Annotated in this window: 26 protein-coding genes; 9 read left to right on the forward strand and 17 right to left on the reverse strand. The window is 53.7% G+C overall.

Annotated features, from left to right (window positions below):
* Positions 1-26: 26 nt before the first annotated feature.
* From hemW to ONV78_RS05100, 10 genes are all read right to left on the reverse strand, one after another.
* Positions 27-1,193: a radical SAM family heme chaperone HemW gene (gene hemW / locus ONV78_RS05055; RefSeq protein WP_279501594.1), complete on the reverse strand. Its 1,167-nt coding sequence runs from the start codon at positions 1,191-1,193 to the stop codon at positions 27-29.
* Positions 1,186-1,785: an XTP/dITP diphosphatase gene (locus ONV78_RS05060; RefSeq protein WP_216737541.1), complete on the reverse strand. Its 600-nt coding sequence runs from the start codon at positions 1,783-1,785 to the stop codon at positions 1,186-1,188. Before ONV78_RS05060 ends, hemW begins: the two co-directional genes overlap by 8 nt.
* A gap of 44 nt (positions 1,786-1,829) precedes the next feature.
* Positions 1,830-2,297 (reverse strand): DUF4426 domain-containing protein, encoded by a 468-nt coding sequence (locus ONV78_RS05065; protein ID WP_279501595.1) that lies wholly within the window; start codon positions 2,295-2,297, stop codon positions 1,830-1,832.
* A gap of 7 nt (positions 2,298-2,304) precedes the next feature.
* Entirely contained in the window at positions 2,305-2,898 is a 594-nt protein-coding gene (metW, locus tag ONV78_RS05070) for a methionine biosynthesis protein MetW (RefSeq protein WP_216737539.1), read from the reverse strand.
* Positions 2,888-4,045, reverse strand: coding sequence for a homoserine O-acetyltransferase (locus tag ONV78_RS05075; protein WP_216737538.1), 1,158 nt, complete (start codon positions 4,043-4,045; stop codon positions 2,888-2,890). Before ONV78_RS05075 ends, metW begins: the two co-directional genes overlap by 11 nt.
* A 172-nt stretch (positions 4,046-4,217) precedes the next feature.
* Positions 4,218-6,176, reverse strand: coding sequence for a dynamin family protein (locus ONV78_RS05080; protein WP_216737537.1), 1,959 nt, complete (start codon positions 6,174-6,176; stop codon positions 4,218-4,220).
* 185 nt (positions 6,177-6,361) lie between these two features.
* The gene (locus tag ONV78_RS05085; protein ID WP_279501598.1) at positions 6,362-6,670 is read right to left on the reverse strand and encodes a DUF167 family protein; all 309 of its coding nucleotides are present in this window, start codon (positions 6,668-6,670) and stop codon (positions 6,362-6,364) included.
* A complete protein-coding gene (locus ONV78_RS05090; RefSeq protein ID WP_279501600.1) occupies positions 6,663-7,202 on the reverse strand; it encodes a YggT family protein in 540 nt (179 codons plus the stop codon). The genes ONV78_RS05085 and ONV78_RS05090 overlap by 8 nt, the downstream gene beginning before the upstream one ends.
* Positions 7,203-7,276: 74 nt before the next feature.
* Complete coding sequence (gene proC, locus ONV78_RS05095) at positions 7,277-8,107, reverse strand: pyrroline-5-carboxylate reductase (protein WP_216737534.1); 831 nt, start codon at positions 8,105-8,107, stop codon at positions 7,277-7,279.
* A 102-nt stretch (positions 8,108-8,209) separates the two neighbouring features.
* Complete coding sequence (locus tag ONV78_RS05100) at positions 8,210-8,896, reverse strand: YggS family pyridoxal phosphate-dependent enzyme (protein WP_279501603.1); 687 nt, start codon at positions 8,894-8,896, stop codon at positions 8,210-8,212.
* 157 nt (positions 8,897-9,053) lie between these two features.
* Here ONV78_RS05100 and ONV78_RS05105 point away from each other — a divergent pair, with 157 nt between their 5' ends.
* Positions 9,054-10,088, forward strand: a complete 1,035-nt coding sequence (locus ONV78_RS05105) for a type IV pilus twitching motility protein PilT (protein ID WP_279501604.1) — start codon at positions 9,054-9,056, stop codon at positions 10,086-10,088.
* 62 nt (positions 10,089-10,150) lie between these two features.
* Positions 10,151-11,278, forward strand: a complete 1,128-nt coding sequence (locus ONV78_RS05110) for a PilT/PilU family type 4a pilus ATPase (protein WP_216737532.1) — start codon at positions 10,151-10,153, stop codon at positions 11,276-11,278.
* 80 nt (positions 11,279-11,358) lie between these two features.
* Here ONV78_RS05110 and polA read toward each other — a convergent pair whose 3' ends face one another.
* A complete protein-coding gene (polA, locus tag ONV78_RS05115) occupies positions 11,359-14,094 on the reverse strand; it encodes a DNA polymerase I (RefSeq protein ID WP_279501607.1) in 2,736 nt (911 codons plus the stop codon).
* A 186-nt stretch (positions 14,095-14,280) separates the two neighbouring features.
* Here polA and ONV78_RS05120 point away from each other — a divergent pair, with 186 nt between their 5' ends.
* Together ONV78_RS05120 and ONV78_RS05125 are read left to right on the forward strand one after the other, a co-directional pair.
* Positions 14,281-14,559, forward strand: coding sequence for a DUF2782 domain-containing protein (locus ONV78_RS05120; protein WP_216737530.1), 279 nt, complete (start codon positions 14,281-14,283; stop codon positions 14,557-14,559).
* Between the two features lie 84 nt (positions 14,560-14,643).
* Positions 14,644-15,609: a homoserine kinase gene (locus tag ONV78_RS05125; RefSeq protein WP_279501610.1), complete on the forward strand. Its 966-nt coding sequence runs from the start codon at positions 14,644-14,646 to the stop codon at positions 15,607-15,609.
* 42 nt (positions 15,610-15,651) lie between these two features.
* Here ONV78_RS05125 and ONV78_RS05130 read toward each other — a convergent pair whose 3' ends face one another.
* The 3 genes from ONV78_RS05130 to ONV78_RS05140 all read right to left on the reverse strand — a co-directional run bounded on the left by ONV78_RS05130 (position 15,652) and on the right by ONV78_RS05140 (position 19,027).
* Positions 15,652-16,137 carry a fibronectin type III domain-containing protein gene (locus ONV78_RS05130; RefSeq protein WP_127973824.1) on the reverse strand — a complete coding sequence of 162 codons (486 nt, stop codon included), beginning with the start codon at positions 16,135-16,137 and terminating at the stop codon, positions 15,652-15,654.
* A 231-nt stretch (positions 16,138-16,368) separates the two neighbouring features.
* Positions 16,369-17,709, reverse strand: a complete 1,341-nt coding sequence (gene yegQ, locus ONV78_RS05135) for a tRNA 5-hydroxyuridine modification protein YegQ (RefSeq protein WP_279501612.1) — start codon at positions 17,707-17,709, stop codon at positions 16,369-16,371.
* Between the two features lie 31 nt (positions 17,710-17,740).
* Positions 17,741-19,027: an MgtC/SapB family protein gene (locus ONV78_RS05140; RefSeq protein WP_279501614.1), complete on the reverse strand. Its 1,287-nt coding sequence runs from the start codon at positions 19,025-19,027 to the stop codon at positions 17,741-17,743.
* Between the two features lie 366 nt (positions 19,028-19,393).
* On the opposite strand from ONV78_RS05140, the gene ONV78_RS05145 reads away from it, so the two are divergent.
* Entirely contained in the window at positions 19,394-19,768 is a 375-nt protein-coding gene (locus tag ONV78_RS05145) for a hypothetical protein (protein ID WP_216737525.1), read from the forward strand.
* 67 nt (positions 19,769-19,835) lie between these two features.
* On the opposite strand, the gene ONV78_RS05150 is transcribed toward ONV78_RS05145, so the two are convergent.
* Entirely contained in the window at positions 19,836-20,420 is a 585-nt protein-coding gene (locus ONV78_RS05150; protein ID WP_279501616.1) for an ABC transporter ATPase, read from the reverse strand.
* Between the two features lie 143 nt (positions 20,421-20,563).
* Here ONV78_RS05150 and ONV78_RS05155 point away from each other — a divergent pair, with 143 nt between their 5' ends.
* The gene (locus ONV78_RS05155; protein WP_253938397.1) at positions 20,564-21,343 is read left to right on the forward strand and encodes a sulfite exporter TauE/SafE family protein; all 780 of its coding nucleotides are present in this window, start codon (positions 20,564-20,566) and stop codon (positions 21,341-21,343) included.
* Here the strand turns inward: ONV78_RS05155 and pyrE are convergent.
* Complete coding sequence (gene pyrE / locus ONV78_RS05160; protein WP_011400040.1) at positions 21,340-21,987, reverse strand: orotate phosphoribosyltransferase; 648 nt, start codon at positions 21,985-21,987, stop codon at positions 21,340-21,342. The two genes, ONV78_RS05155 and pyrE, sit on opposite strands and share 4 nt — an antisense overlap.
* A gap of 81 nt (positions 21,988-22,068) precedes the next feature.
* Between pyrE and ONV78_RS05165 the strand changes: the two genes are divergently transcribed.
* Positions 22,069-22,842, forward strand: coding sequence for an exodeoxyribonuclease III (locus tag ONV78_RS05165; protein ID WP_216737522.1), 774 nt, complete (start codon positions 22,069-22,071; stop codon positions 22,840-22,842).
* An 88-nt stretch (positions 22,843-22,930) separates the two neighbouring features.
* Here ONV78_RS05165 and rph read toward each other — a convergent pair whose 3' ends face one another.
* Complete coding sequence (gene rph / locus ONV78_RS05170) at positions 22,931-23,647, reverse strand: ribonuclease PH (RefSeq protein ID WP_279501620.1); 717 nt, start codon at positions 23,645-23,647, stop codon at positions 22,931-22,933.
* Positions 23,648-23,928: 281 nt separating this feature from the next.
* Between rph and ONV78_RS05175 the strand changes: the two genes are divergently transcribed.
* Together ONV78_RS05175 and ONV78_RS05180 are read left to right on the forward strand one after the other, a co-directional pair.
* Positions 23,929-24,309 (forward strand): hypothetical protein, encoded by a 381-nt coding sequence (locus ONV78_RS05175; protein WP_216737520.1) that lies wholly within the window; start codon positions 23,929-23,931, stop codon positions 24,307-24,309.
* Between the two features lie 260 nt (positions 24,310-24,569).
* Complete coding sequence (locus tag ONV78_RS05180) at positions 24,570-25,436, forward strand: YicC/YloC family endoribonuclease (protein WP_279501622.1); 867 nt, start codon at positions 24,570-24,572, stop codon at positions 25,434-25,436.
* The last annotated feature ends 8 nt before the right edge of the window (positions 25,437-25,444 follow it).

Genomic DNA, 25,444 nt, shown 5'->3' on the forward strand with positions numbered 1-25,444 from the left:
GTGTAAAACAAAGCTGTCGGGCTGGGCTAGTCCATAAAATGAGTTAAAACAGCGTTTAAGTGACGATAGCCTAACTCTGTGCACTGCAGCCGGTTAGACTGCAGCCAGCCTTTTTGGCGGGCTTCACTCAGTTGCGGCTCCAATAGAGAGACGCCAACGCCAGTGCGGCGCAGCAACAGCTCTTCCTCCACGCCTTCCCGTAATCTTAGCGCATTCATCAGAAAGTCCACGCCAGCCTCATGGGCCAGAGTTATTTCTTCCCCCGCCGTATAGTTGTCGATGCGGCTGAGATAGTGCTGCGGCAAGCGGGTTTTCCAATAGCGGATAACATCCCCGGAAGCTCCTGTCAGCTTGCCGTGAGCGCCTGCGCCAATGGCCAGGTAGTCTCCAAAGCGCCAGTAATTGAGATTGTGTCTGGATTCTTTTCCCTTTTGGGCGAAGGCGGAGATCTCATACTGGTTGTAACCGGCTTGAGCTAAACGTTCGCAGCCGTTCTCATGAATTTCCCAGAGGGTATCGTCTTCCGGCAGTTGGGGCGGATGGCGGTAAAACTCGGTATTCGGTTCGATGGTCAGTTGATACCAGGACAGATGCGTGGGGCTCAGGCTGATCGCGGTGTCCAGATCTTCCATCGCATGCTGCAGAGATTGTCCGGGCAGTCCGTGCATCAGGTCCAGATTAAAATTATCGAATCCCGCCTGGCGGGCTTTGCCCACGGCTCGGATAGCGTCCTCGCCATTATGTATGCGGCCAAGCGTCGTCAGTAGTTCAGGCTGGAAGCTCTGTACGCCCAGAGACAAACGATTAACGCCGCCTTGAAACAGGTCTTTGAACTTGGCCTCGTCAACGGTTCCTGGATTGGCTTCCAGCGTGATCTCAATGTCGTCCTGGAAGCCCAGTCGCTGGCGCGCGCCATCAATAATCGACGCGATAATGTCGGGGGAGAGCAGGCTTGGAGTGCCGCCGCCAAAGAAAATGGAGCCAAGGGCTCTTTGTCCACCGGTCTGCTCCAGCCTGAACATCTCAGTATCCAGATCCCGTAGCAGCGCCTGCAGATACTCTCGTTCTGGCAGCTCCGATCGGGCGGTGTGAGAATTAAAGTCGCAATATGGGCATTTACGCACGCACCAGGGGATGTGGACGTAAAGCGCCAGGGGCGGCGTATGCAGCCCCGGCGTCAAAATATCAGCCATATAGGCGGGTCAACTCCGCAACCAGTTGCGCCATCGCCTGACCGCGATGACTGAGGGCGTTTTTCTGCTCAGGCGTTAATTCCGCAGAGGTGCACTGCCGATCAGACAACCAGAACAGCGGGTCATAGCCGAATCCGCCGCCGCCGCTCGCCTGCTCCGCAATAGAACCTTCCCAGGCGCCGTGACAAATAATCGGAACTGGGTCGGCTTCGTGACGCATAAAGGCCAGTACGCAGTGAAAGCGCGCGGTTCTGGCGCCAGTAGGCGTATTCGCCAGCAACTGCAGCAGCTTGGCGTTGTTGTCCTGATCCGAGGCGCTTTCGCCCGCGAAGCGTGCGGAATAGATGCCTGGCGCGCCCTGTAAGGCGTCCACTTCCAGGCCGGAGTCGTCCGCCAGAGCCGGCAGGCCGGAGACGGCCGCTGCGTGACGGGCTTTTAGAATGGCGTTTTCGATGAAAGTCTGTCCGGTTTCCTCAATAGAGGGGATGTTCAGTTCTTTCTGGGAGACGACAGTGATGTCGAGGGAGCCGAGCAATCGGTTCAGCTCCTTGATTTTGCCGGCGTTATTGCTGGCTAGTACGATCTTTTGCATGATTTAAGATAAGTCTAAGTGCGTCGGATAACGGTTCCCGGGCATTACTCCGGGAACAGCTCTTGATTAAAGCGCAGAGAGAAGGGGCCCTGATTGGGATCGGCCTGAATTTCCAATTGGAAGGTCAATACTTCTCCCTGGCTGTACCAGAATTCAGCGATTTGATAGAGCGCTTCGCCTTCATTGATTCGGCGGAACTCCAGATCCCTGCTTTGCTGCACGGGGTTGTTCACTTTGCCGCGGATAAACGCGGAGACAGCGCGCAGGGACCCATCTTCCTGCTTTTTCAGCACGGAGATATTCACAAAGCCGGTGGACTTACTGCGAGGCAGCTCATAACGAGTCGCTACGTCAGGGTCCAAAATGGTAGTGGGAAGGGCGATGTAGTGAATTTCATAATCGCCGAAAACTTCTTTTTGCTCAGCCAGAGCCGAGCGACTGGCCAGCGCCAGGACAATTAAAATGAAAGCGCAGGCGTAAATAGAGCGAAAGAGTTTTGCGAATGTTTTCATATGAGCCTCACCGTGTAACGTGGTAGATAGCGATCTGTCCCAATAAGTTTGGCCAAAGTTGATTCAGCCAGTTGGTCCGATGCTCGTCGTCCACTACGGTCCTGTGCAGAATATGGATGTTCTTTTGGTAGCACAGCTCCTCAAAATCCTTGAATGTGCACAAGTGGATGTTGGGCGTGTTGTACCAAGTATAGGGTAAGGTTTTGGATACCGGCATCTGGCCTTTGCGGGCCAGATAGTAACGCAGTCGCCAGTAACCGAAATTAGGGAAGGTGATGATGCATTCCTTGGCCAGGCGCAGCATTTCGTCCAGCAATATGTCCGGCTGTCTAACCGCCTGTAGCGCCTGAGTCATCACCACCATGTCGAAGCTTTTGTCCTTGAAGTTGCTCAGGCCTTTACTGTCCAGATCCTGTTCAATGACGTTGACGCCTTTGCGCAGACACTCAGTGATATTCTCACTGCTGATTTCCAGACCATAGCCGCGCACCTGCTTATGGGTTTGCAGATAGTCCAAAAGCGTCCCGTCGCCACAACCAAGGTCGAGCACTTCCGTGCCGGGCTGAACCCAGTCTTTGATAATGGATAGATCAGCGCGCATGGGGAATCTCCTTCGCCACGCGACCCATGAAGCCATGGAAAACATCCATATAGCGCTGGGTCGGTATCAAAAATGCGTCATGGCCATGAGGGGAGTCCACCTCTGCGTAGCTGACGGACTTCTTGGCTTCCACCATCGCGTTGACCAATTCTTCTGAACGGTCAGGAGGGAAGCGCCAGTCGGTGGTGAAGGACACCACCAGATATTTGCATTTGGCTGGCTCCAGCGCCTTACTGAGGTCGCCCTCGTGCGCTCGCGCCGGATCGAAATAGTCCAGGGCGCGGGTCATGAGCAGATAAGTGTTGGCGTCGAAATTCTTGGAAAAGCGTTCGCCCTGGTAGTGCAGATAGCTTTCTACTTCAAACTGTACGTCCAGCAAGCCGAACTTCAGCGTTTGGGCGCGCAGGTCGCGGCCGAACTTCTCCCCCATGGAGGCGTTGGAAAGATAGGTGATGTGCCCAACCATCCGCGCCAGCATCAAGCCTTTATCTGGATAGGTGGTGTGCTCGCCATAACGGCCTTCATGGAAATTAGGATCAGATGTAATGGCCTTTCTGGCCACTTCATTGAATGCGATGTTCTGTGCGGACAAACGTGGCGTGGAGGCGATTACCGCGGCGTTATGAACGCGCTCGGGGTATTCGATGGACCATTGCAGCGCTTGCATGCCGCCCAAACTGCCGCCGATCACCGCCGCCCAGTGTGGAATATTGAGGCGATCCGCCAGCATGGCCTGGCTACGCACCCAGTCCTGTACAGTGACGACCGGGAAGTCGGGGCCATAGGCGTTGCCGGTTTCAGGATTAATTGACGCCGGGCCAGTGGAGCCGGCGCAGCCGCCCAGGTTGTTCAGACTGACGACAAAGAATTTATTCGTATCTATCGGTTTGCCGGGACCTATACAGGAATCCCACCAGCCGGGCTTGCTGTCTTCCATGGAATGATAACCCGCGGCGTGATGATGGCCGCTGAGGGCGTGACAGATCAGCACCGCATTGGAGCGGTCTGCGTTCAACTCCCCGTAGGTTTCGTACATCAGTTGAAAACTGTTCAACTGCTTGCCGCATTCCAGGGTGAGAGGAATATCGAATTGAGCGACTTGCGGCGTGACGATCCCGACAGAGTCAGGTGGGATGACCTCTGGCATTAGTGCGTACTATTCCTTTCAAAAACACATGCTAAGTGGCGCAGTCTATTAATCAATCCAACGGATAGCAATAACCAACCCAGGATGGCGATGGAGAATAAGAAAACGGGAGACTGCAGGCGGAGTGAGATGCGCCGCGCGAGCCGGACTCACGCGGCGGATGACAGGGCTATCAGCGTTGCATGCCAGGAAGGCTGACCACCTTCTGGGAGAGCATTTGTGGAGCAGGGCGACGCAGCTTGCGCTGTATCTGTTCCGCTTCCTGAATCTCCTGATTGATCTCCTCCATCATGCTCACAATGCGTTTCACCTGACTACGGGTGTCTTTGGCGGTTTTCGCCAAGTCTTTCAGACGACGAATCTGGTGCTCCAGCAACTGCTTTTGCTCAATGGTGTGCTGCAATATCGGCAATAGCGCCTCTTGAGGCCAGCGGTCTGATTCCTTATGAATTTCGTCATACAGGCGTCGAGCTTCGCTGACGATAACCGTAAAGAAGCGTTTCACCACCACCGTCTGCTCGGAAACCAGTGTGCGCGGATTGCGGCGGAATTTATCCGCGCGCATCTTCAACCCTTCAATTTCCCGGATTTGCTTGGTAATGGTAAACGGCGCGGGGCGCAGATGACTTGAGCGCGCATCATTGGCGTAGCGCTGATAGATAGAGCCCACCATTTTCTGAGCCAGCCTGGCTTCATGGTTGAGGTTGCTGATGTCGTTTTCGATCGCATGGAAGAAACCGGCCATGGCGCGGCCCATGCCAATCGTCGTCCAGCTATTAATCAGCTCATCGCGCGTCTTTTTGGCGTGGGATTCGAAATGCTCCAGATTCACCAGGTTATTCAGAATCATCGCCTGCGACTTCATCAGACGGCGGCTGGAGCGCAGCGTAAACAGCTTTTTGTAATAAAAGTTGTAGTCGTCCTGAGTTTTATCAGTCAGTTCGCGCAGGAAGTCCGCGCTGACGCCTTTGCTTTCGTATTCTTCCAGCTTCTCCTGATAGGTGGAGTAACGGGATTGCAAAATGGCCTGACTGGTTTGCAGCATACCCAGCACGTCGTTCACCACGTTGTGGGTGATCAGCCGTTCTTTCTGGCCCAGAATGCGATCGGTAAGCAAGGCCTCCAAGTCGTCGAGGCGGCTGCTGCGCAACTTCTGCTCATCACCCTTGATGCGTCCGACCAGCGCCTGTTTGGCGGAGAGCAACAGTACTTCTTCCGGCTTAAGGCCCAGTTGATCGGCGGTTTTAGACTGCACCTTGGCGATGGCCTTGTTGGTGTGTTCTTCGCCTTGAATATCGTCCCAGAGGACGTCGATCTTGTTGAGCACCGCAAAACGACCGGCGCGGTGATCGGAGTGTTCGGTGAAAATATGGTTGGTCCAGATCTCCATGTCGCTGGCGGTAACGCCAGTGTCCGCACCGAGCATAAATATGACGGCATGAGCGTTGGGAATCATGCTGACTGTCAGTTCTGGCTCAGAGCCCAAGGCGTTGAGTCCAGGGGTGTCCAGTATGCGCAGCCCTTGCTGAAGCATGGGGTTTTCCAAACTGATCAGCGCATGACGCCAAGCTGGAATGATCGCCATGCCTGGATGGCTGGGATCGCGCTCTAATGAGCCAAGCTCGAAGCCCAGACGGCGGGCTTCTTCAAAACTGACTGTACGGGTGCGCGCCACTTGGTCCAGCGACTCGCGCATGGATTCCGGCGTGGTCATGTCCAGAGGATAATAGACCCAGTGCTCCTGGCTGCGTTTGTAATCCGCCAGGGATTTCTCTTCGCTACGGGTCTCTATGGGAAGCAGCTTAAGGTAAGAGCCGCCATCGCGATCATAGAACAGCTCGGTAGGGCACATGGTGGTGCGCCCGGCCTGAGAAGGCAGCATGCGCTGGCCGAACTCGGCGAAAAACAGAGCGTTGATCAGTTCGGTCTTACCACGGGAAAACTCGCCGACGAAAGCGATGGTGAGGTTGTCCTCATGCAGTAACTGAGCGCAGCGCTGCAGTTTCAGCTCCAGATCGTCGGAGTTCAGCTGATTGGTGCGCAGCCAGCTTTGATAATGGGCGATCTCCCGGATCAGGGTGTTCTTCCACTGGTGGTAGGCTTCGACGTGATAACTTAGTCCACTGCTCATATTGTTGTTTCTCGCTCTGACCCTAAGGTTGCCATTATATGGGATTCCGTTGGCGCTGCTGTGTCCGTGTTGGCGACTGCGAATGATGAAAATTTGTTCAGGTTTGATTTTGTATCGGGTAGCTTTGGAAAATCAAGCGTTTATATTGCTAAAAGGACATCAAACCGTCATGTAACGGTTTGTTATCATATATAGGGTTTTAGTAGCTTTGGGACGTCCGTCAAGTTTTGCACGCGAATACGCTTTTGACGGCTGCTTTCACCGGCGAGGATTTGCACATCTTGTTGCTTGACGCCGCAGAGTTTGGCGAGAAAACGGACAAGCTGCTGATTGGCGCGACCCTCAATAGGCGGGGCGCTAATTTTGATTTTCAGTGCGTCGCCATGAAGGCCGACGATCTCATCTTTTTTGGCCCCCGGCTGTAAATGACACTGCAGGATGAGCGTTTGCTCATCCTGCAGGCTGACGCAGCGGGGTGTGGCTGGATCAGGCAATGGACAGCGCCCGGCTGATCACGAACAGCAGTAACAACACCACCATAGGCGACAGGTCCAGTCCGCCAATGGGCGGCATGATTTTGCGTACAGGGCGCATCAATGGTTCGGTAATCTGATGGACGAGCTGCGCGCCTGGGTGATAGCTGCCTGGAGACACCCAGCTGATAATCACCATAATAAAGATGGCGAACTGATAGATGTTAATGACGCATTTAATCATCATCAGTACGGCGTTCGTCACAATGAGTCCCAGCTTGGCGACGATGAGAGACAAGGGAATCAAGTTGACGACGATAATCAGGATGATTGAAAGCAGTAGCGCCAGCACCAGTGATGCGAAATCCAGGCCTTTCCAGCCGGGAATGACTTTTCTGAGCGGCAACAGCAACGGGTTGGTGGCCTTAACCACGAACTGGCTGATCGGGTTGTAGAAATCCGCCCGGGAAACCTGGAGGATAAACCGCATCAGCACCACGCTTATGTAGAACATCCCGATGTAATATGTGACTTCTAACAAAATTTGTAACATAGGCTTTATATCCGTCTGGAAGTTGCTCTAGCCGCCTGCAAGAAAAAACAATTCACTCACGACCGTCAAGAAGATTATTCCGGCGCGCGCTCTCCACTTAATTCATAGGATCTCTCCCAAGCTTTGCGGATAGCGGTTTTCACCATTGCTTTCATATCCTGCTCCTCAAAGCTTTTGATCGCTTGTTCCGTCGTGCCGCCGGGAGACATGACGCGCTTTTTCAGTTGCGCCGGGCCTTCATCGCTACGCGTCGCCAGCTCGGCGGCTCCGCGCATGGTTTGAATCGCCAGGGTTCGGGCGCTGGCCGGGTCCAGACCTAGCGAGGCGGCAGCCTCTTCCATCGCTTCCATGAACATGAAGCAGTAAGCGGGACCGCTACCGGATAAAGCTGTGACGGTGTGTATGTCCTCTTGCTTCGACGTCCAGGCGACGATGCCGACGGCGCTGAACAGGTTGTCTGCAATTTCCCGCTGTGCGTCGCTGACATGTGGATTAGCGTATAGCCCGCTGGCGCCCAGGTGCACCTGAGCGGGTGTATTTGGCATGCAGCGCACCACTGGCAGGTCGCCTCCCAGCCAGGCTTCAATTTGCTCGCAGGAAACGCCTGCGGCGATGCTAACGATCAGAGGGCGACGCTGTTGTACGGCCTTCGCCAATCCCTCGCAGACCACCTGCATGACCTGTGGCTTTACGCACAGGATCAGCGCGTCGCAGTCCGCCATGAATTGCTGGTTGTCTGTGCTGGTCGGGATGCCGAACGCGTCTGCGGCTTCTTTTAACTCATGCTCGGCAGGCGCGGTCGCGGCCAGTCTGTTCGCCGGGTAGCCATTGGCTATCAGGCCTCCAAGTATCGCTCGGGCCATATTGCCGGCGCCGATGAAGGTAAGCTGTGGATGTTCTTTCATAGTGTTCTCTTTGCGGATACGACTATCGCCAACTGTCTTAATAATGTTTGTGACGGCGGATTTAAAGTGCAGGCGGATAAAATCCGCTGATTTTGCTGCATTTTAGTAGATTCTGGCGCCAAAGATGGCGGAGCCGATGCGAACAATGGTGGAGCCGGCGGCAATGGCGGCCTCCATGTCATCAGACATGCCCATGGATAAGGTGTCTACGCTATCGAAGCGGCTTTGCAGCGCAGCGAAATGGCGATTCAACTCCTTGAAGGTGGCGGCCAGCGCTGCTTCACCCTGAGTCGGGTCGGGAATACACATCAGCCCTCTCAGGCGCAGGCCGGGCAGAGCGCTGATAATGTCCGCCAGAGGCGCGACTTCATCTGGCGACACGCCAGACTTGCTGCTTTCATTATTAATATTGACCTGAATGCAGACATTTAGCGGTGAGGCTCCCTCCGGTCGCTGCTCTGACAGACGGCGGGCGATTTTCTCCCGGTCCACGGTATGCACCCATTGGAATAATTCCGCCACCGGGCGGGTTTTATTGGACTGCAATGGGCCGATGAAATGCCAAGTGATGGAGAGGTCGCTTAACTGGGCGATTTTATCCTGGGCTTCCTGCAGGTAATTTTCGCCAAAATCTCTCAGTCCCGCGTCATACGCGGCCCGAATGGCCTCGGCCGGCTTGGTTTTACTGACTGCGAGCAACGTCACGGAATCCGCCGGCCGGGCCGCGGATTTTGTTGCATTTTGTATTCTTTGGCTTACTGTTTTGATGTTGTCTGCTATGCTGAACATATTATTTCTATCAATAGCTTAGGCTGCGTCGAAACGCGCAGATTGTAACCAACCCGCCGACAAAATTCAGTTCCTTCCGTCGTCGTGGGGAGGTGGCGCTGTTTGAGGGCCGCCGGAAGGCTGCATGTCATTATAAGGTTCAAAACGGGGATTCCTAATGGACATTACCGAGTTGCTTGCGTTCTCTGCTAAGCAGGGCGCTTCCGACTTACACCTATCTGCCGGGTTGCCTCCCATGATACGCGTCGACGGGGATGTCAGGCGAATTAACCTGCCCGCGATGGAGCATAAAGAAGTACACGCGCTGATTTACGATATTATGAACGATAAACAGCGTAAGGATTTCGAAGAGTTTCTGGAGACGGACTTTTCCTTCGAAGTTCCCGGAGTCGCCCGTTTCCGGGTTAACGCCTTCAACCAGAACCGCGGCGCCGGCGCCGTATTCCGGACTATCCCCTCCAAAGTGCTGACAATGGAAGACTTGGGAATGGGGCAGGTGTTCAAGGATATCGCCCTCAAGCCTCGCGGGCTCTGTCTGGTCACAGGACCAACCGGTTCCGGTAAGAGTACGACGCTGGCGGCGATGATCGACTTTATCAACGATACCCGTTACGACCATATCCTCACTATCGAAGACCCTATCGAGTTCGTACACGAAAGTAAGAAGTGTCTGGTGAACCAGCGCGAAGTGCACCGTGATACGTTAGGGTTCAGTGAAGCGCTGCGTTCAGCCCTGCGGGAAGACCCGGACATTATCCTGGTTGGTGAGATGCGGGATTTGGAAACCATCCGTCTGGCGCTGACTGCTGCGGAAACCGGACACTTGGTATTCGGCACCCTGCACACCACGTCCGCCGCGAAAACCATTGACCGGGTGGTCGACGTGTTTCCTGCGGAAGAAAAAGCCATGGTAAGATCAATGCTCTCCGAATCGTTACAGGCGGTCGTCTCGCAGACGCTTCTGAAGAAGGTCGGCGGCGGTCGTGTGGCGGCCCATGAAATCATGATCGGCACGCCAGCGATTCGTAACCTGATACGCGAAGACAAAGTCGCCCAGATGTACTCGTCTATCCAGACCGGCGCCGCGTTGGGTATGCAGACCCTTGACCAGTGTCTGCACAATTTGATTTCTAAAGGGCTGATCAGCCGCGAAGCCGCGCGCGAAAAAGCCAAAATGCCAGAGAGTTTCTGACGCCGCGACCTTATCCCGGCGTATGCCGGTCGCTGTAGCGTTATTACCATTGGGGTGTTGTGATGGATTTCGACAAGCTGTTAAAAATCATGGTGGAAAAGGGGGCTTCGGACCTCTTTATCACAGCTGGGGTGCCGCCCAGCATTAAAGTCCACGGTCGTATGGTGCCAATCACCAAATCGCCGCTGTCTCCCGAGCAGACGCGGGAAACCGTGTTTTCCATAATGTCGGAAAAGCAGCGTGCTGATTTTGAAGTCGCGCATGAGTGCAACTTTGCAATCAGCGCCCGCGGTATCGGCCGTTTCCGGGTCAGCGCCTTTTATCAGCGCAACCTGTGCGGGATGGTGTTGCGTCGAATTGAGACCAATATTCCCAAGCTGGACGACCTGCATCTGCCGGAGGTTATCAAGTCTCTGTCGATGACCAAGCGGGGCCTGATTATCTTCGTCGGCGCTACCGGCACAGGTAAGTCCACGTCGCTGGCTGCGATGATCGGCCACCGGAACCGCAACAGCAAAGGTCACATCATCTCCATCGAGGACCCCATCGAATATATCCATCAGCACCACGGCTGCATTATTACGCAGCGGGAAGTGGGACTGGATACGGAGTCGTTCGAAGTGGCTCTGAAGAACACGCTGCGGCAGGCTCCCGACGTTATCATGATCGGGGAGGTGCGATCCGCCGATACCATGGAATATGCGGTGACCTTCGCGGAAACCGGTCACTTGTGTTTGGCGACATTGCACGCCAACAACGCCAACCAGGCGCTGGACCGGATCATCAACTTCTTCCCGCCTGAGCAGCATAACCAGGTGTGGATGGATTTATCCTTGAACTTAAAGGCTATCGTGGCGCAGCAATTGGTGCCGACCCCGGACGGTAAGGGGCGTCGGGCGATTGTTGAGATTCTCATCAACTCGCCGCTGGCCGCAGACTTGATTCGTAAAGGGGAAGTGCACAAGTTGAAAGAGCTGATGACCAAGTCGTCGGAACTAGGCATGCAGACTTTCGACCAGGCGCTATACCGCGCTTACGCTGCGGGAGAGATTACCTACGAAGACGCGTTGTCTCATGCGGACTCCGCGAACGACCTGCGTCTGATGATCAAACTGGGTGCAGACAGCAATATTTCCAAGCTGCAAGGCGCAGCCAGCAGTCTGTCATTGAGCGACGACCAGGATTATTGATCGCTGAAAATCGCTTCTGAAAGCGGATAAAAAAACGGCGGGGTCCTCAAAGGCCCCGCCGTTTTGCGTTTCAGGAAGCGCTAGTGCGCCTCATCCCAGTTATTGCCAGCGCCGGCTTCCACTAATAGCGGTACATTCAATTCCGCGGCGGAAGACATAATCTGCGTCAGCTTCTCTTTAACTGCCTCGACAGCGCTTTCCTCTACTTCCAGGATCAACTCATCGTGCACCTGCATGATCATCTTCGCCGGCGGCGCATCTTTGCCTTCCAGCCAGGCGTCTACCGCCAGCATGGCGCGTTTGATGATGTCAGCCGCCGTACCCTGCATGGGGGCGTTGATGGCGGTGCGCTCCGCCGCCTGTTGCAGATTGCGATTGCTGGAGCGAATGTCGGGTAAATACAGACGACGTCCGAACAAGGTCTCCACGTAGCCGGTATCCTGAGCTTCCGCGCGAATGCGGTTCATGTAGTTCAACACGCCGGGGTAACGCTCGAAGTATTTGTCGATATAGCTCTGCGCTTCGCCGCGCTCAACGTGAATCTGGCGGGCCAGGCCGAAGGCGGACATGCCGTAGATCAGACCGAAGTTGATGGCCTTGGCTTTGCGGCGCTGCTCGGAGCTGACTTCATCGAATGCAACGTTGAAGACCTCCGCCGCTGTCGCCTGATGCACGTCCAGGCCCTCGGAGAAGGCCTTTAACAAGCCTTCGTCTCCGGACAGGTGAGCCATGATGCGCAGTTCGATCTGGGAGTAGTCGGCGGAGATCAGCTTGCAGCCTTTGGGAGCGATAAAGGCTTGCCGGATGCGACGGCCCTGCTCATTACGCACGGGGATGTTTTGCAGGTTGGGATCGCTTGACGACAAACGCCCGGTGGCGGCGACCGCCTGCTGGTAGGAGGTATGCACGCGGCCGGTGCGCGGGTTGATCATTTCCGGCAGCTTATCCGTGTAGGTCGACTTCAGCTTGGAAAGGCCGCGATACTCCAGAATGACGCGAGGCAGCTCATACTTCTCCGCCAGTTCCTGTAACACTGGCTCGGCGGTGGATGGCTGTCCCTTTGGCGTTTTCTTGATAATGTCGAAGCCGAGCTTCTCGTAGAAAATCTCCTGCAACTGCTTGGGCGATCCGAGATTAAACTTCTGGCCAGCTTTTTCATAAGCTTCTTCTTCCAGCTCCAGCATGCGCTCAGCCAATTCCTGACTGTGAGTGCGCAAACGCTGGCTGTCCACCAAGGCGCCGCGATGCTCCATTCGCATCAATACAGGAATCAGCGGGAGTTCGATTTCGCGATAAACCTGCTCTAAACGTCCTTCTTTCTTTAGTTTCGGGTTCAGAGCGTGATGCAACTGCAGGGTGATATCCGCATCTTCAGCGGCGTAAGGGCCGGCTTGCTCCAGGCTGATCTGGTTGAAGGTCAGCTGTTTCGCCCCTTTTCCGGCGATATCTTCAAAGTGGATGGTTTCCCGCCCCAGGTGTTTGGAGGCCAGGGTATCCATATCGTGACGGTTGGCGGTGGAGTTCAGTACGTAGGACTCCAGCATGGTGTCTTCGGCGATGCCGTTGAGCTGAACGCCATGATTGGCCAATACATGGGCGTCGTATTTCAGGTTTTGACCAATCTTGCGATATGCAGGGTCTTCCAGAAGAGGCTTGAGCGCGGCCAGAACGTTATCGCGCTCCAGCTGTTCCGGCGCTCCCATATAGTCATGGGCTACAGGCACGTAAGCCGCTTTGCCGGGCTCGACTGCGAAGGACACGCCGACGATCTCCGCCTCCATATAATTGAGGCTGGTGGTCTCGGTGTCGAAGCTGAATGTTTTGGCGTCAGTCAGCACTTTGATCCAGTGGTCAAACTGATCCTGCTCTGTCACAACCTGGTAGTCCTGCTCAACGCTTTGCGCGGGGGAGGCGCTGGCTTCGGGTGTCGTCGCCTGTTTAGAGGGCGACGCGTCCAGATCTTTGATCCAGGTTCTGAACTCCAACTCAGTAAACCAGGTGCGCAGCGCTTCCGTATCGACGGGATTGGGGCAAACCTCTTCCAAGGTGAAAGGCAGCTCAACATCGGTCTTGATAGTGGCGAGCTCTTTTGACAGCGGCAACTGCTCCAGACTGCTGCGCAGGCTTTCGCCGATTTTCCCTTTGACCTCATCCGCCCGCTCCATCACTTGCATCAGGGAGCCGAACTCACCAAGCCATTTGACTGCAGTTTTGGGACCGCATTTGTTCACTCCGGGGATGTTGTCCACGGTATCGCCAATGAGCGCCAAGTAATCCACGATCAGTTCCGGCGGTACGCCAAACTTCTCGACGACGCCTTCTCTGTCCATGGTGGTCTCTGTCATGGTGTTGACGAGGGTGACGTGAGGGCTTACTAACTGGGCCATATCTTTATCGCCCGTTGAAATTACCGCATCCAGCCCTTTTGTAGTTGCTTCATGGGCCAGCGTGCCTATAACATCGTCGGCCTCTACGCCTTCTATAATTAGTAATGGCAGCCCCATAGCACGGACAATGTCGTACAGAGGCGCAATCTGGCAGGCGAGGTCTTCCGGCATGGGAGGCCGGTTGGCCTTGTAATCGGGGTACATCTCGTGGCGAAAGTTCTTGCCCTTGGCGTCGAAAACGGCGACCACCTGGCTCTCCGGATAATCTTTTTGCAACTTCCGAAGCATGGAGATGACGCCTCTGATGGCGCCGGTAGGCTGTCCTTTAGAGTTTCTGAGCTCTTTCAGGTTGGGAACGTGGTAGGCGCGAAACAGATACGAGGAGCCGTCTACCAGGACGACAGGCGCTGAACGGTTTTCTTTACTCATAGATGGTACTGGTTTTAAATGGTTGTATGGGCTCGGAATAAGCGTATCCCGCAGGATCGGCTAATCCCCGAAAATGGGCCCGGAAGAGGGCTGACGGAGCTGCCGGGACTACCCGGCGAATTAGCCCCAGGCGCTGCCTGATTAAACAAATGTGTAGGTTACCAAAAAACAGCGTGTAGGTTACCAATGAGTTTTTGGATACGTAAAGCTTTGCTCGCGTTAATTATTCTTCCTTTGGCGGCGCCAACGCTGGCGGAAGATTCTGCGGCGGAGCCAGAAGTGCAGATTCGTTATGGCGAAAAGGAAACCCATTACGAGTATCGGGTGAACGGCGAACTGGTGCAGATCAAGGTCGTCCCCAAAGTCGGACCGGAATATTATCTGGTGCCTTCCGATACGGGTGAATGGGTGCAATCGGAAAAGCCGCGGATACTGGTTCCGAGCTGGAAGCTCTTGGAATGGTAAGTTTTCGATAGGCGATTTATTTGGTGGTCAAAGCGCAGGATGCGTTTGAAATTAAGTTTTAGAAGTAGTGAATAAGGCGGGTTAATGGCGGTTTTTACGAGAGTGTCTCCAGAGCAATTGCAGACGTTGCTGGAATCTTATTTCGATGCGCCTGAAGTGACGGAATTTCAAGGCATTGCGGCGGGGATAGAAAACACCAACTATTTTGTCAGCGTAACAAGCGGCGGCGAAGAAACACGCTGGGTGCTGACAATCTTTGAGATGGTGACCGCCGAAGAGCTCCCGGTTTTCATTGATCTGATGCAAGGACTGGCGCAGCAGGGCTTTCCCGCGCCGGCGCCCCATCCCATGCTGGATGGTTCATCCTTGGCCTATATAGAAGGCAAGCCGTGTGTACTGGTGCCCAGAATTGCTGGCGGCCACCTGGATACTCCTACTCTTGATCAGTGCGCCATCGCTGGCGATTTGCTTGGCGCAATGCATTTGGCCTCCCGGTCCGCGCCCGGTCGTCGTGAAGTGGTGCGTACAGTGGGGTGGATGCAGTCTCATCGGGATGATCTGGCTCCTCACATCAAGCAGGATGAACTGGCGCTGTTGAATGCGGAAATTGAACACTTCCAGAAACAGGCCGATATTTGGGCGCAATGTCCAAACGGCTGGATTCACGGCGATCTGTTTGTCGACAATGTGATGTTCGATGGGGACAAAGTGAGCGGCGTTATCGATTTTTATCATGCCTGCCACGATTGCTGGCTGTTTGATCTCGCCGTCGCTTGCAATGATTGGTGCTGTGATGCCGAGGGAAATTACGATCAGGAGAAGCTGCGCGCTTTTGTTGACGCATACGACAACAAGCGTCCTCTGACTGATCTTGAGAAAAGCCTGTGGAGCGATGCGTTGCGGGTCGGTGCGTTGCGATTCTGGATTTCTCGCCTGATCAGCCAATACGGCAAAGGCTATCAGCATGAGGCTGAAAGAGGTAATACGCTGAAAAATCCAGATGAGATGAAGGCTAAATTACTATCCGCGCATAAAATAGCCGCCCTGTAGGCGGCTATCGAAACTCTTAGCGTTGCTGGGAGTGGGTAAAAGCTATCCGTTATTCAGAGTGGCGGTGACTTCCTGAGAGTAGTCGCTCGCTACGCCATCATAATCAATCACTCTTACCTTAAAACCGTATTTGCCTGAAGCAAACCCTGACAACTTCAATGAGGTGACGCCAACGTCGTCTATCACTACACGTCCATCGTCGCCTTCGGAAAGGTTGCGATAGGCCACTTCATACGCGGCAATTTCGCTAAGGGCGAGGGATGAACCGTCTTCTCGGGTCCAGGGTGTGTTCCAGGAAAGGGTTTTAGGCGTAATCGGCCCTTGCACTCCTGCGCTGGGGTTGGAAGACGATGAGTCGTCTCCCTGTGTGGCGTCTCCGCTATGTGCGGCGCTTTTGGGGGAGTCTCCGCTTATCGAGTCGGACAGGTTGCAACCGGAACCCGTCGCAACAACGGTTCCCAAAAACAAAAATGCAATAAGCTTCCGGGCGCGAAGCAAGGTTTCGCTGCCAAGCAATTCTATCTTCATGGCGATTTTAAGAAGTCTTTCGGATAAACGGCTTAATAATTGTCAAAACATCTGACTTTCTAGTTTTTAGAAAGGAACTGATTGCTCAGTAAAGTCGACATTCGGACGCGACGCTATCTTTTTATGATCAATTCGTGACTAACTACCCACAAAAATATAATTCGACTTGGATTTGATAGCCATACTTCCATGTGGCTAGGCTTAAAGGTCTATCACGTTAAAGGTAAGCGGCTAGAGGTTTCGCATGAGTAAGCTGAAGTCTAGGCGACTCGGTGCGTTCTCCGGTAACGGCAGGCGAATGCGATGCCCAGAGCCGGGGGCGACGTCAATATTTTGTCCGTTTTTATTTTCCATTTTTTTGACAATAAAACTCATATTTCCGCTTGGTGTCATAATTTCGACGGTATCTCCAATAGATATTTTGTTTTTTACGTCAATCAAGGCATGACCATTCTCAGGAGAGTATTCCAACACTTCGCCGACGAATTGTTGCTTGCCGGACAGCGAGGTTCCATTTGCGTAATTCTGATACTCGTCATGTACATGGCGTCGGTAAAAGCCTTCGGTATAGCCCCGATGCGCAAGCTTCTCCAGATCGTCCATCAGCGACATGTTAAACGGGACGCCAGCCACGGCGTCATCAATGGCCTGGCGGTACGCTTGCGTCGTCCTGGCGACGTAGTAATGAGACTTGGTGCGTCCCTCGATTTTTAAAGAATGCACGCCGATGCGACACAATCGCTCCACATGCTGCACAGCGCGAAGGTCTTTGGAGTTCATGATGTAAGTGCCATGCTCGTCTTCAAAGGCGGGCATCAGCTGATCTGGTCGACCATCTTCCTGCAACAGAAACATTTCTGAGGTGACCCCGCCATCTCCCAGCGTCGAGCTGCAAGACTGAGGCTGCGTTGGCTCCCAGGTCTGCGCTGTGATATTGCCTGCGTCATCCTGGGTGGCTGGAATGGCGTTGTATTTCCAGCGGCAGGCATTTGTACAAGTACCCTGATTGGGATCGCGCTTATTGATGTAGCCGGACAATAGGCAGCGCCCAGAGTAAGCGATGCACAGCGCGCCATGAACGAAGACTTCCAGCTCCATCTGTGGCGACTTTTCCTTGATCTCTGCGACTTCCTCCAAAGACAGCTCCCGCGACAGTATCACCCGCTCCAGTCCTTGTCGGCGCCAGAACTCAACAGCGGCATAGTTAACTGCGTTCGCCTGCACGGAGAGATGAATGGGCATGTCCGGCCATTTGTCGCGAACCATCATGATCAATCCAGGATCGGACATGATCAGTGCGTCTGGCCGCATCTCAATCACAGGTGCCATATCGTCCAGAAAGGTTTTCACTTTGCTGTTGTGAGGGGCGATGTTGGCGGCGACATAAAACTTTTTGCCTTGTGACCGCGCTATTTCAATTCCTTCGGCCAGCGTGGCGAGATTGAAATCATTCTCCCGCACTCTCAGGCTGTAGCGAGGCTGTCCTGCATAAACCGCATCGGCGCCATAGGCGAATGCAAAACGCATGTGTTTGAGTGAGCCGGCTGGCGCCAGGAGTTCAGGTTTTTTCATAGCTTCTACTTCGTTGTCGGTTGATCGGTGATTAATAGATTTGGATAGGGTTCAGGAGCAAAGTCGCCAGTCCCGCAACGCCGGAAGCGGCGAGTGCGGTTGCGACTTTAACTCCCAATGGACGGTTGCCGATGGTCCATGCGAGACCCGCCTTAACCAGGCTATTGCTGCAGGCGGCGATAAAAATGCCCCAGGCGGCGACTAGTAGAGCCACTTTCTCTGGCTCTTTGGCGAGACGGGCCAGAGATAAACTGATCGCGTCTACATCACTCAATCCGGATATGGCGCTGAGAGCGTAGACGCCGCTGGCTCCCAGCCATTCGTGCAGTGCATTGGAGAGCAACATGATGAGCAGCAGCAGGAAGCCAAAGAACAGAGCGGAGGAGATTTCCAGCGGATTCTGCTTGAGATCGGGTTGTTCGATTTTTATTCCCGAGTGGCTGCGCCAGAAATAAAACGCGGAGGCGTATACGCAGAGGGCCATGAGAGCAAAGGGTGGGGCAAGTGCGTAAGCCAACGGAGGGTAGACGATATAGATAACCAGCAATAGCCTTGGGAACATAGTGCCGCAGGCGATCAACACGCCTGACGCCAGAAGTGGCGCATGCTCCTGATTGTCTTTGGCGACCCGCGACAAATGCAGTGTCAGCGCGGTAGAAGAACTCAAACCTGCGAACAGGCTGGTTATTAGTATCCCTTTGGATGGGCCGCCTATCTTGACTGCAAAATAGCCAACAAAGGAAATGGCGCTGATTAAGACAATCATCCACCAAACCTCATAGGGGTTAATAGCGCCCCATGGACCGAACCCTTCGTTGGGCAGTACTGGCAGCATGAAGACGGTCATCACCAATAACTTGAGCCCGGCGTCCAGCTCTTCATCACGTATTTTTTTCAGAAACCCGTGCAGCTCCGGCTTGAGGTCGAGCAATATGGCGGTCACGACTGTCATGGTGGCCGCAACGGAGAACTCTCCCATGACGCACAAAGCACCATAGAAAAAAGTCAGCATTGAGGCGATCAGGCTGGTGATGCTCATGTCCAGACGTTGTCTCTGGCTGGTGACATAAGCGGCGATAAGAATCAGCGCCAGGGCGATGATGCCCGCCGCCAGCACCCACTCGCCCATTTGTTCGCCCAACCAGGTAGTCAGACCGCCCAGCAGCGCAATCAAAGCAAACGTTCTGACCCCCGCTACCCGATGGCCGGCCTCTTCGTTGCGGTTGACCCAGCCGCGCTGTATGCCGATGGTCAGACCAAGCAGCAGCGCCATGGCTAGATGGGGAAGCGGATATTGCGCATCAATCAGACTGTTCATACTGGCGGAAGGGTGGAGAAAAGCCGCTCAACGCCGCTTCAAAAAAGCGTGAAACGGGTTAGAGCTATCGCCATTAATAGGGTGGAATCGAACGGTCATATTCATCAAGGGCGCGCTGTGATTTTGATAAACGGCAATGTCTTAAAAAGTATAGCTAACGGGATCGCGTCCGTGCTGAAACGGCGACAATCCTAGTGTAAATGGATTTTTTCCAGCGTTTTCTGAGGTAGATCAAATTGCCTTTCAGCCCCTGTTTAAGGGGCCTGGATTAGTATGATTATTCTAATTTTTGCACGTATCTTGAGGGCGCAATCAAGGCAAGGAACTGGGTTCCTTATCTCAAAGTAAACCGGTAGGAGACCAAAGATGGGCAAGCTCAAGTCATATCAGGAGCAAATTCAGGACGCTGTAGAAAAAGGAATCAAAACAGTAGAAGAGCAGCATCGCACTCTTGCTGCGAAACCTTTCGAATACGCGGAGAAAATAGAGCAGGAAGCTAAGAATTTGTCCGTTAAGTCCGTGCGCGAAATGCACGACCACATGCTGGATAACGTTTACTCTTCGTTCCGCGCATGGAATCAGCGTGTAAACGACTTTGCTGCGGACCTGGTGGCCAAGATCGAAGGCGCAGAAAAAGATAGCGACGACGAGGCCAAAAAATCCAAAGCCGCGGCTAAGAAAACGACAAAAACTGCAGAAAAGCCGGCCTCTAAGACTACTGAGGAAGAAGCTGCAGCCTAAGAGTTCGCACTCTTGACAAAAGGGCGCCGATTGGCGCTCTTTTGGTTAGGTGGGGCGGAAAAGCGGATCAGTTGTTGATTTTTTCAAGCAGGAATTTCAGGCGCTCAATTTTCTGAGCGTAGTCAGCGGTGGTTTCTTCACGATCCTTTTCATGCGCGGCGATCTCACTCTGTAGCCGTTGTACTTGGCTGGTGTCTCGCTGAATTTCATCCAGTAAATCCTGTGGTACTGCGCGTCCTGCTCTTTCCGCGTCCGCCGCTCGAGATTCCTGGCTCGCCACCTTCTTTTCCAGCACCTCAATATTATTACGCTTGAGGCTGATTAACCCGTCCAGCTCTTGCAGTTTGCGATCGCGGGCGCGGGCGGCGTCATCCGGGTGGCTGAAAAGCCGCAGGAGGAGTTCATCCGCTTCGCGTTGTTTGCGGGCTTCCTCTTCCTTTTGCGCTTTCTCCGCCAGCTTACGATCACGTTCGATAATCTGTTCCGGGGTCAATGCGGCGGGGATGTCCTTAATCACGCGACCGAATGCATCAACAATCTGGTAACCCTTTTTAGCCGCCTCCGGTGGTACGGAGTTCCCTAACACTAATGTGCCGTTTTGGTCCTTGTATCGATAAAATAGGGTTTCGGCCTGTACGAATGTTAGCGACATCAGGCAGAGCAGTACGCCTGCGGCAATCTTTGCTCCCCTGATTTTTTTTAATGGCATCATGTAGTTATATTATGGTTACTTCGCTTGGGTAACCCCTGATTAGTGGGTTTAAAGGTCATATCGGAATTAGCATGACTTTTATAATGTTATTCATAATTTCATTAATTGCCAACGGACTATCCGCTTTGGCTGGTGGCGGCTCTGGTTTGCTGCAGCTTCCTGCGTTGTTGTTTTTAGGCTTGAGTTTCTCTGTGGCTTTGGCTACTCATAAAGTAGCAAGCGTCGCTTTGGGAGTGGGGGCGTCATTCCGGCATCTGCGGGAGAAAGGGCTGGATTGGCGTTTTGCGTTATTCATTTTGGCGGCGGGCCTCCCAGGGGTTTTACTGGGCGCTCAGGTTATTCTGGGGGTTGATGATAATGCGGCGCAAATGGCGTTGGGACTTTTGACGACAGGGTTGGGCCTTTATTCAATGCGTTCGCCGCAGTTGGGCATGCAGGCGCACAGCAAGAACCGCTCTACATTGGGATATGCGGTAGGAGCGATTGGACTGTTCGGGATCGGCGCATTGAATGGCTCCATTACGTCTGGGACAGGTTTGTTCGTCACATTGTGGCTGATTGTGTGGTTCGGGCTAAGCTATCAAGGGGCGGTGGCGTATACGTTGGTTTTGGTTGGCGTTTTCTGGAATGGAGCGGGCGCTCTTTCTCTGGCGCTACAGGCGGAAGTGCGCTGGGACTGGCTTATCCCTCTGATATTGGGCGCTCTGGCCGGAGGATATCTGGGCGCGCACTGGTCCATCGCCAAAGGCAGTGCGATGGTGAAGCGCGCTTTTGAAGTGCTGACGATACTGGTCGGGTTCAGTCTGATGTTCAAGGCAGCCGGGTGGCTGCCTGATTTACGTTTAGTGGAAGTTACGAATTAACTTTGCACGCCGTAAACGGCACGATACTCGGCAACCTGCTTATAGTTGTCGGAAAAGTGCGGGTCAGACTTAAGAAACTCGAGAATTTGATCTAGCTGGATAATAGCTGTGACGGGAATCTGGTAGTTTTGCTCTATCTCTTGAATCGCCGACAACTGATGCTGTCCGCGCTCTTGCCTGTCAAGAGCGATGAGCACGCCAGCGGGTTCCGCGCCATTCGCCTTGATGATCGAAATGACTTCACGGATGGCTGTGCCTGCAGTAATTACATCGTCCACGATAAGCACCTTGCCTTTCAGCGGAGCGCCAACGATGACGCCGCCTTCGCCATGGGCTTTGGCTTCTTTGCGGTTAAAGGCGTAGGGAACGTCCATGCTTTTTTCGTTGGCCAACGTAACGGCGAGAGCGGAAACCAGGGGAATGCCCTTGTAAGCCGGCCCGAACAGCATGTCGTATTGCAACGGGCTGGAAGTTAAGGCCGCCGCATAAAAGTGCCCGATTTGCGCTAACGTTGTGGATGTATTGAATAATCCGGCGTTAAAAAAGTACGGGCTGCTGCGGCCGGATTTAAGTGTAAATTGGCCGAATTTCAGCACTTCACGCTGAATGGCGAACTCAATAAACGCTTTTTGATAGTCGTGCATAAGAGTTTCTTTAGCCCTTGGATTCTTTTGCAGTAAATATGAATTAGGTATCATACACGCAAATTTTTATAGGTAACATCTATGAGGGTAGTAACAATCAGCGTAAACGGACTGAAGCGCGCAGTCGGAGAGGGATTCTTCGAGTGGATGGCGCGCCAGGACGCTGACGTCGTTTGCGTGCAGGACCACAGGATGCGGGTTTATGAGTTGGACGAAGACAAATATCGTCCTGAAGGCTATGAGCCCTATTTTCTGGATGCGGAAAAGCTTGAAGACGGTGGGGTCGGCATTTATACCCGACAGATTCCCAAAGCCATCATGATGGGCTTTTCCTATGCTCCGGCGGATATGAACGGCGCTTTTATTCAGGCCGACTTTGACGCTGTCAGCATTGCTTCTTTGATGGTTCCCTGCGCATTGATGGACGACGAAAAACAACAGGCTAAAGAAGAGTATCTGGAAGCTTTCGGCAATCATCTGCAGAAAACGTTGCGTAAGCGCCGGCAGTTTATATTCTGCGGTAATCTCCAGACTGCTCACCTGGTGACGGACGCCAATCCCCGCTATCACCGCTTGGAAGTGTCCGGCTTTCTGCCGCAGGAACGGGCCTGGTTTGATCAGGTGTTTGATGAAATGCAGTACGTAGACGCATTTCGCAAGATCAACCGGGAAAAGAACCAATACACGTGGTGGCCGGAATCAGCGGAAGGCTGGCGTAAGCATTCAGGCTGGCGAGTAGACTATCAGATCGCCACGCAAGGGCTGCGCAGCTCTATCAAACGCGCCTGGATCGATACCGAAACCCGGTTCTCTGATCACGCGCCATTGATCGTCGATTACGACGTAGACTTCTAGGGCGGGCTTTGTCGGAGCCTCGCCCCGCCTATCTGGCGGGACGCGGTCATGCAGTCGGCGTTGCGGCGCCGTCCGCCCTTTTCTCTATTTAGCTTTGTAGCACTTCTTCCTGGGCTACAAACAACTGGCGAATGCCCTTGCCAGCCAGATCCAGCATTGCCGTCAGCTCCGCGCTTGAAAATGGCGCTGCTTCAGCAGTTCCCTGCACTTCAATAAATCCATCCTGATCCGTCATGACGACATTCATGTCCGTTTCCGCCTTGGAATCTTCATCATAATCAAGATCCACAACAGGGACGCCTTCGTAAACGCCTACGGAAATAGCGGCGACTTTGTGCAGAATCGGGTTGTTTTTCAGCTGGCCTTTGGCGATCAGGCTGTTGATGGCGTCCGCCATCGCGACGAATCCGCCAGTAATGGAAGCAGTGCGGGTGCCGCCGTCAGCTTGTATGACGTCGCAGTCGATAGTGATGGAAATCTCCGGCATTTTCTTCAGGTCCACTGCTGCGCGCAGGGAGCGACCTATCAAACGTTGGATTTCCAGGGTGCGACCGCCCTGTTTGCCTCTGGCGGCTTCCCGTTGGTTACGAGTGCCGGTGGCGCGGGGCAGCATGCCGTACTCTGCGGTCACCCAGCCTTGGTCTTCACCGCGCAGGAAACGGGGAACGCCGTTTTCTACCGTGGCGGTGCAGATGACTTTGGTGTCGCCGAACTCGACCAGCACGGAGCCTTCCGCATGTTTCGTGTAGTTCTTGGTGATCTTGATGTCGCGAGTCTGGTCGGGCTGTCTTCCGCTGGGTCTCATAATGCATTGGCTCTCATTGATTCATGTGGGGGCGGATTGTAGCACGATAGGCCTATATGAATAAGTGAACGACATGGTTAGCAAGCCATTAAACAACGCCTGTTTTGGCTGGGAATCGAGCCCTGAGGCGCGTTGAAAAATAGTTGCGCCAGAGCCAATAAGCGCATGAATGGGGGCCGGATCTTGTGCTATTGTGATTGAGGAGGCGCCGAGTTTTTCATCTATTTCATGGCGATTTTCCATTCCGAAAAATTCATTGAGTTAACCTTTCAGGAGGTTATATGCCGGTAGTTAAAATTAAGTCGCTACCGTTAGCTCATGACACTGATTTGCCGAGGGTGCTGGAGGGAATTAGTAAGGAGTTTGCGGAAAGCGTAAATATCAACGTCGATAATGTGTACATTACCTGGGAATATCTTTCGCCAGGACACTACGCTCATCAAGGCAGGGTGGCCGGTCTACAGGAAACCCACAGCCATCCGGTTCAGGTTCAGCTGCTGACGGCGGACATGATCGATACGGGTAAAGTCCACCAAATGTTCGAAGCGCTGGCGGAAGCGATCAGCAAGCGCACTCACGTTTATCGGGAAAATATATTTATTTGGCATTCGTCGGTGGCTAGCGGTAAGGTATTCGACAGGGGGCAGGTAGATAACTGGTAATCTGGTTTGCGCTAAAACGCCGCATATTCATTGCGGTCCGGCAGGATCGCCATCTCTGACTATCTGCATCTAATTTAAACGACTATTATTCAATGAGGCCGGCTCAGGCTCCGCGACGGCGTAAGGCGTCATGCCGTTCACCTATAGCTGCAGCAACCTGAACCGCCGAAAATAATATACCTGCCGCCGGCTGTATTGCTCATCACGGAAAGTCGGCGCGCCGTCTTTTTCAACATTCAGGAATCGCGATTGGAGACTTTATGATTCGTAGTATGACTGCTTATGCACGGCAGGAATCCAGAGGAGAATGGGGCGTGCTCACCTGGGAGGTGCGCTCAGTAAACCACCGTTATCTGGAGCCCATGTTTCGAATCCCTGAAGTCTTACGGGAAATTGAGCCCGCTCTGCGGGAGGCGATGCGTCAGTATGTGCAGAGAGGCAAACTGGAGTGTCAGCTTAAATTCCAACAGGAATCTCAGGCCACCCCTTCTTATCAGGTGAACCTTGGTCTCGCCAATGAGCTGAATCAGGCGGTCAATCAGATCAACCGCATCCTGGATAATCCGGCGCATATCAATGCCTTCGACTTTCTCAATTGGCCTGGCGTGCTGGTCTCTGAGGAGACGGATCTGGAGCCGGTGAGAGAAGAAGCCGTGAGTCTGTTCGAACAGACGCTGGAAAGCCTGGTGAAGACCCGTGAACGAGAAGGCGATCGCATTCGTCCCATGTTGGAAGACCGCTTAACCGCCATCACGGACATTGTTGGCCGCGTGCGTCAGAAAATGCCCATCATCCTGGAGCGCCAAAACGAGGCCCTGAAGGCCCGCTTCGAAGAGTTGGAACTGGCAGTGGATAGCGCCCGTCTGGAGCAGGAACTGGTGATTGTTTCCCAGAAAGCGGATGTAGCGGAAGAGCTTGATCGCCTTGACGCCCATGTCCATGAAGTGCGTGAAGTCCTCGGCAAAAAAGAACCGATGGGCCGCCGCCTGGACTTCCTGATGCAGGAACTCAACCGCGAAGCCAACACCCTCTCCTCAAAATCCCTGGTCACCGAAACCACTCAGTTCGCTGTAGAGCTGAAGGTGCTGATCGAGCAGATGCGAGAGCAGGTGCAGAACGTCGAGTAAGCGTCGTC

The sequence above is a fragment of the Hahella sp. CR1 genome, from assembly GCF_029813005.1.
In the GTDB taxonomy this organism is placed as follows: domain Bacteria; phylum Pseudomonadota; class Gammaproteobacteria; order Pseudomonadales; family Oleiphilaceae; genus Hahella.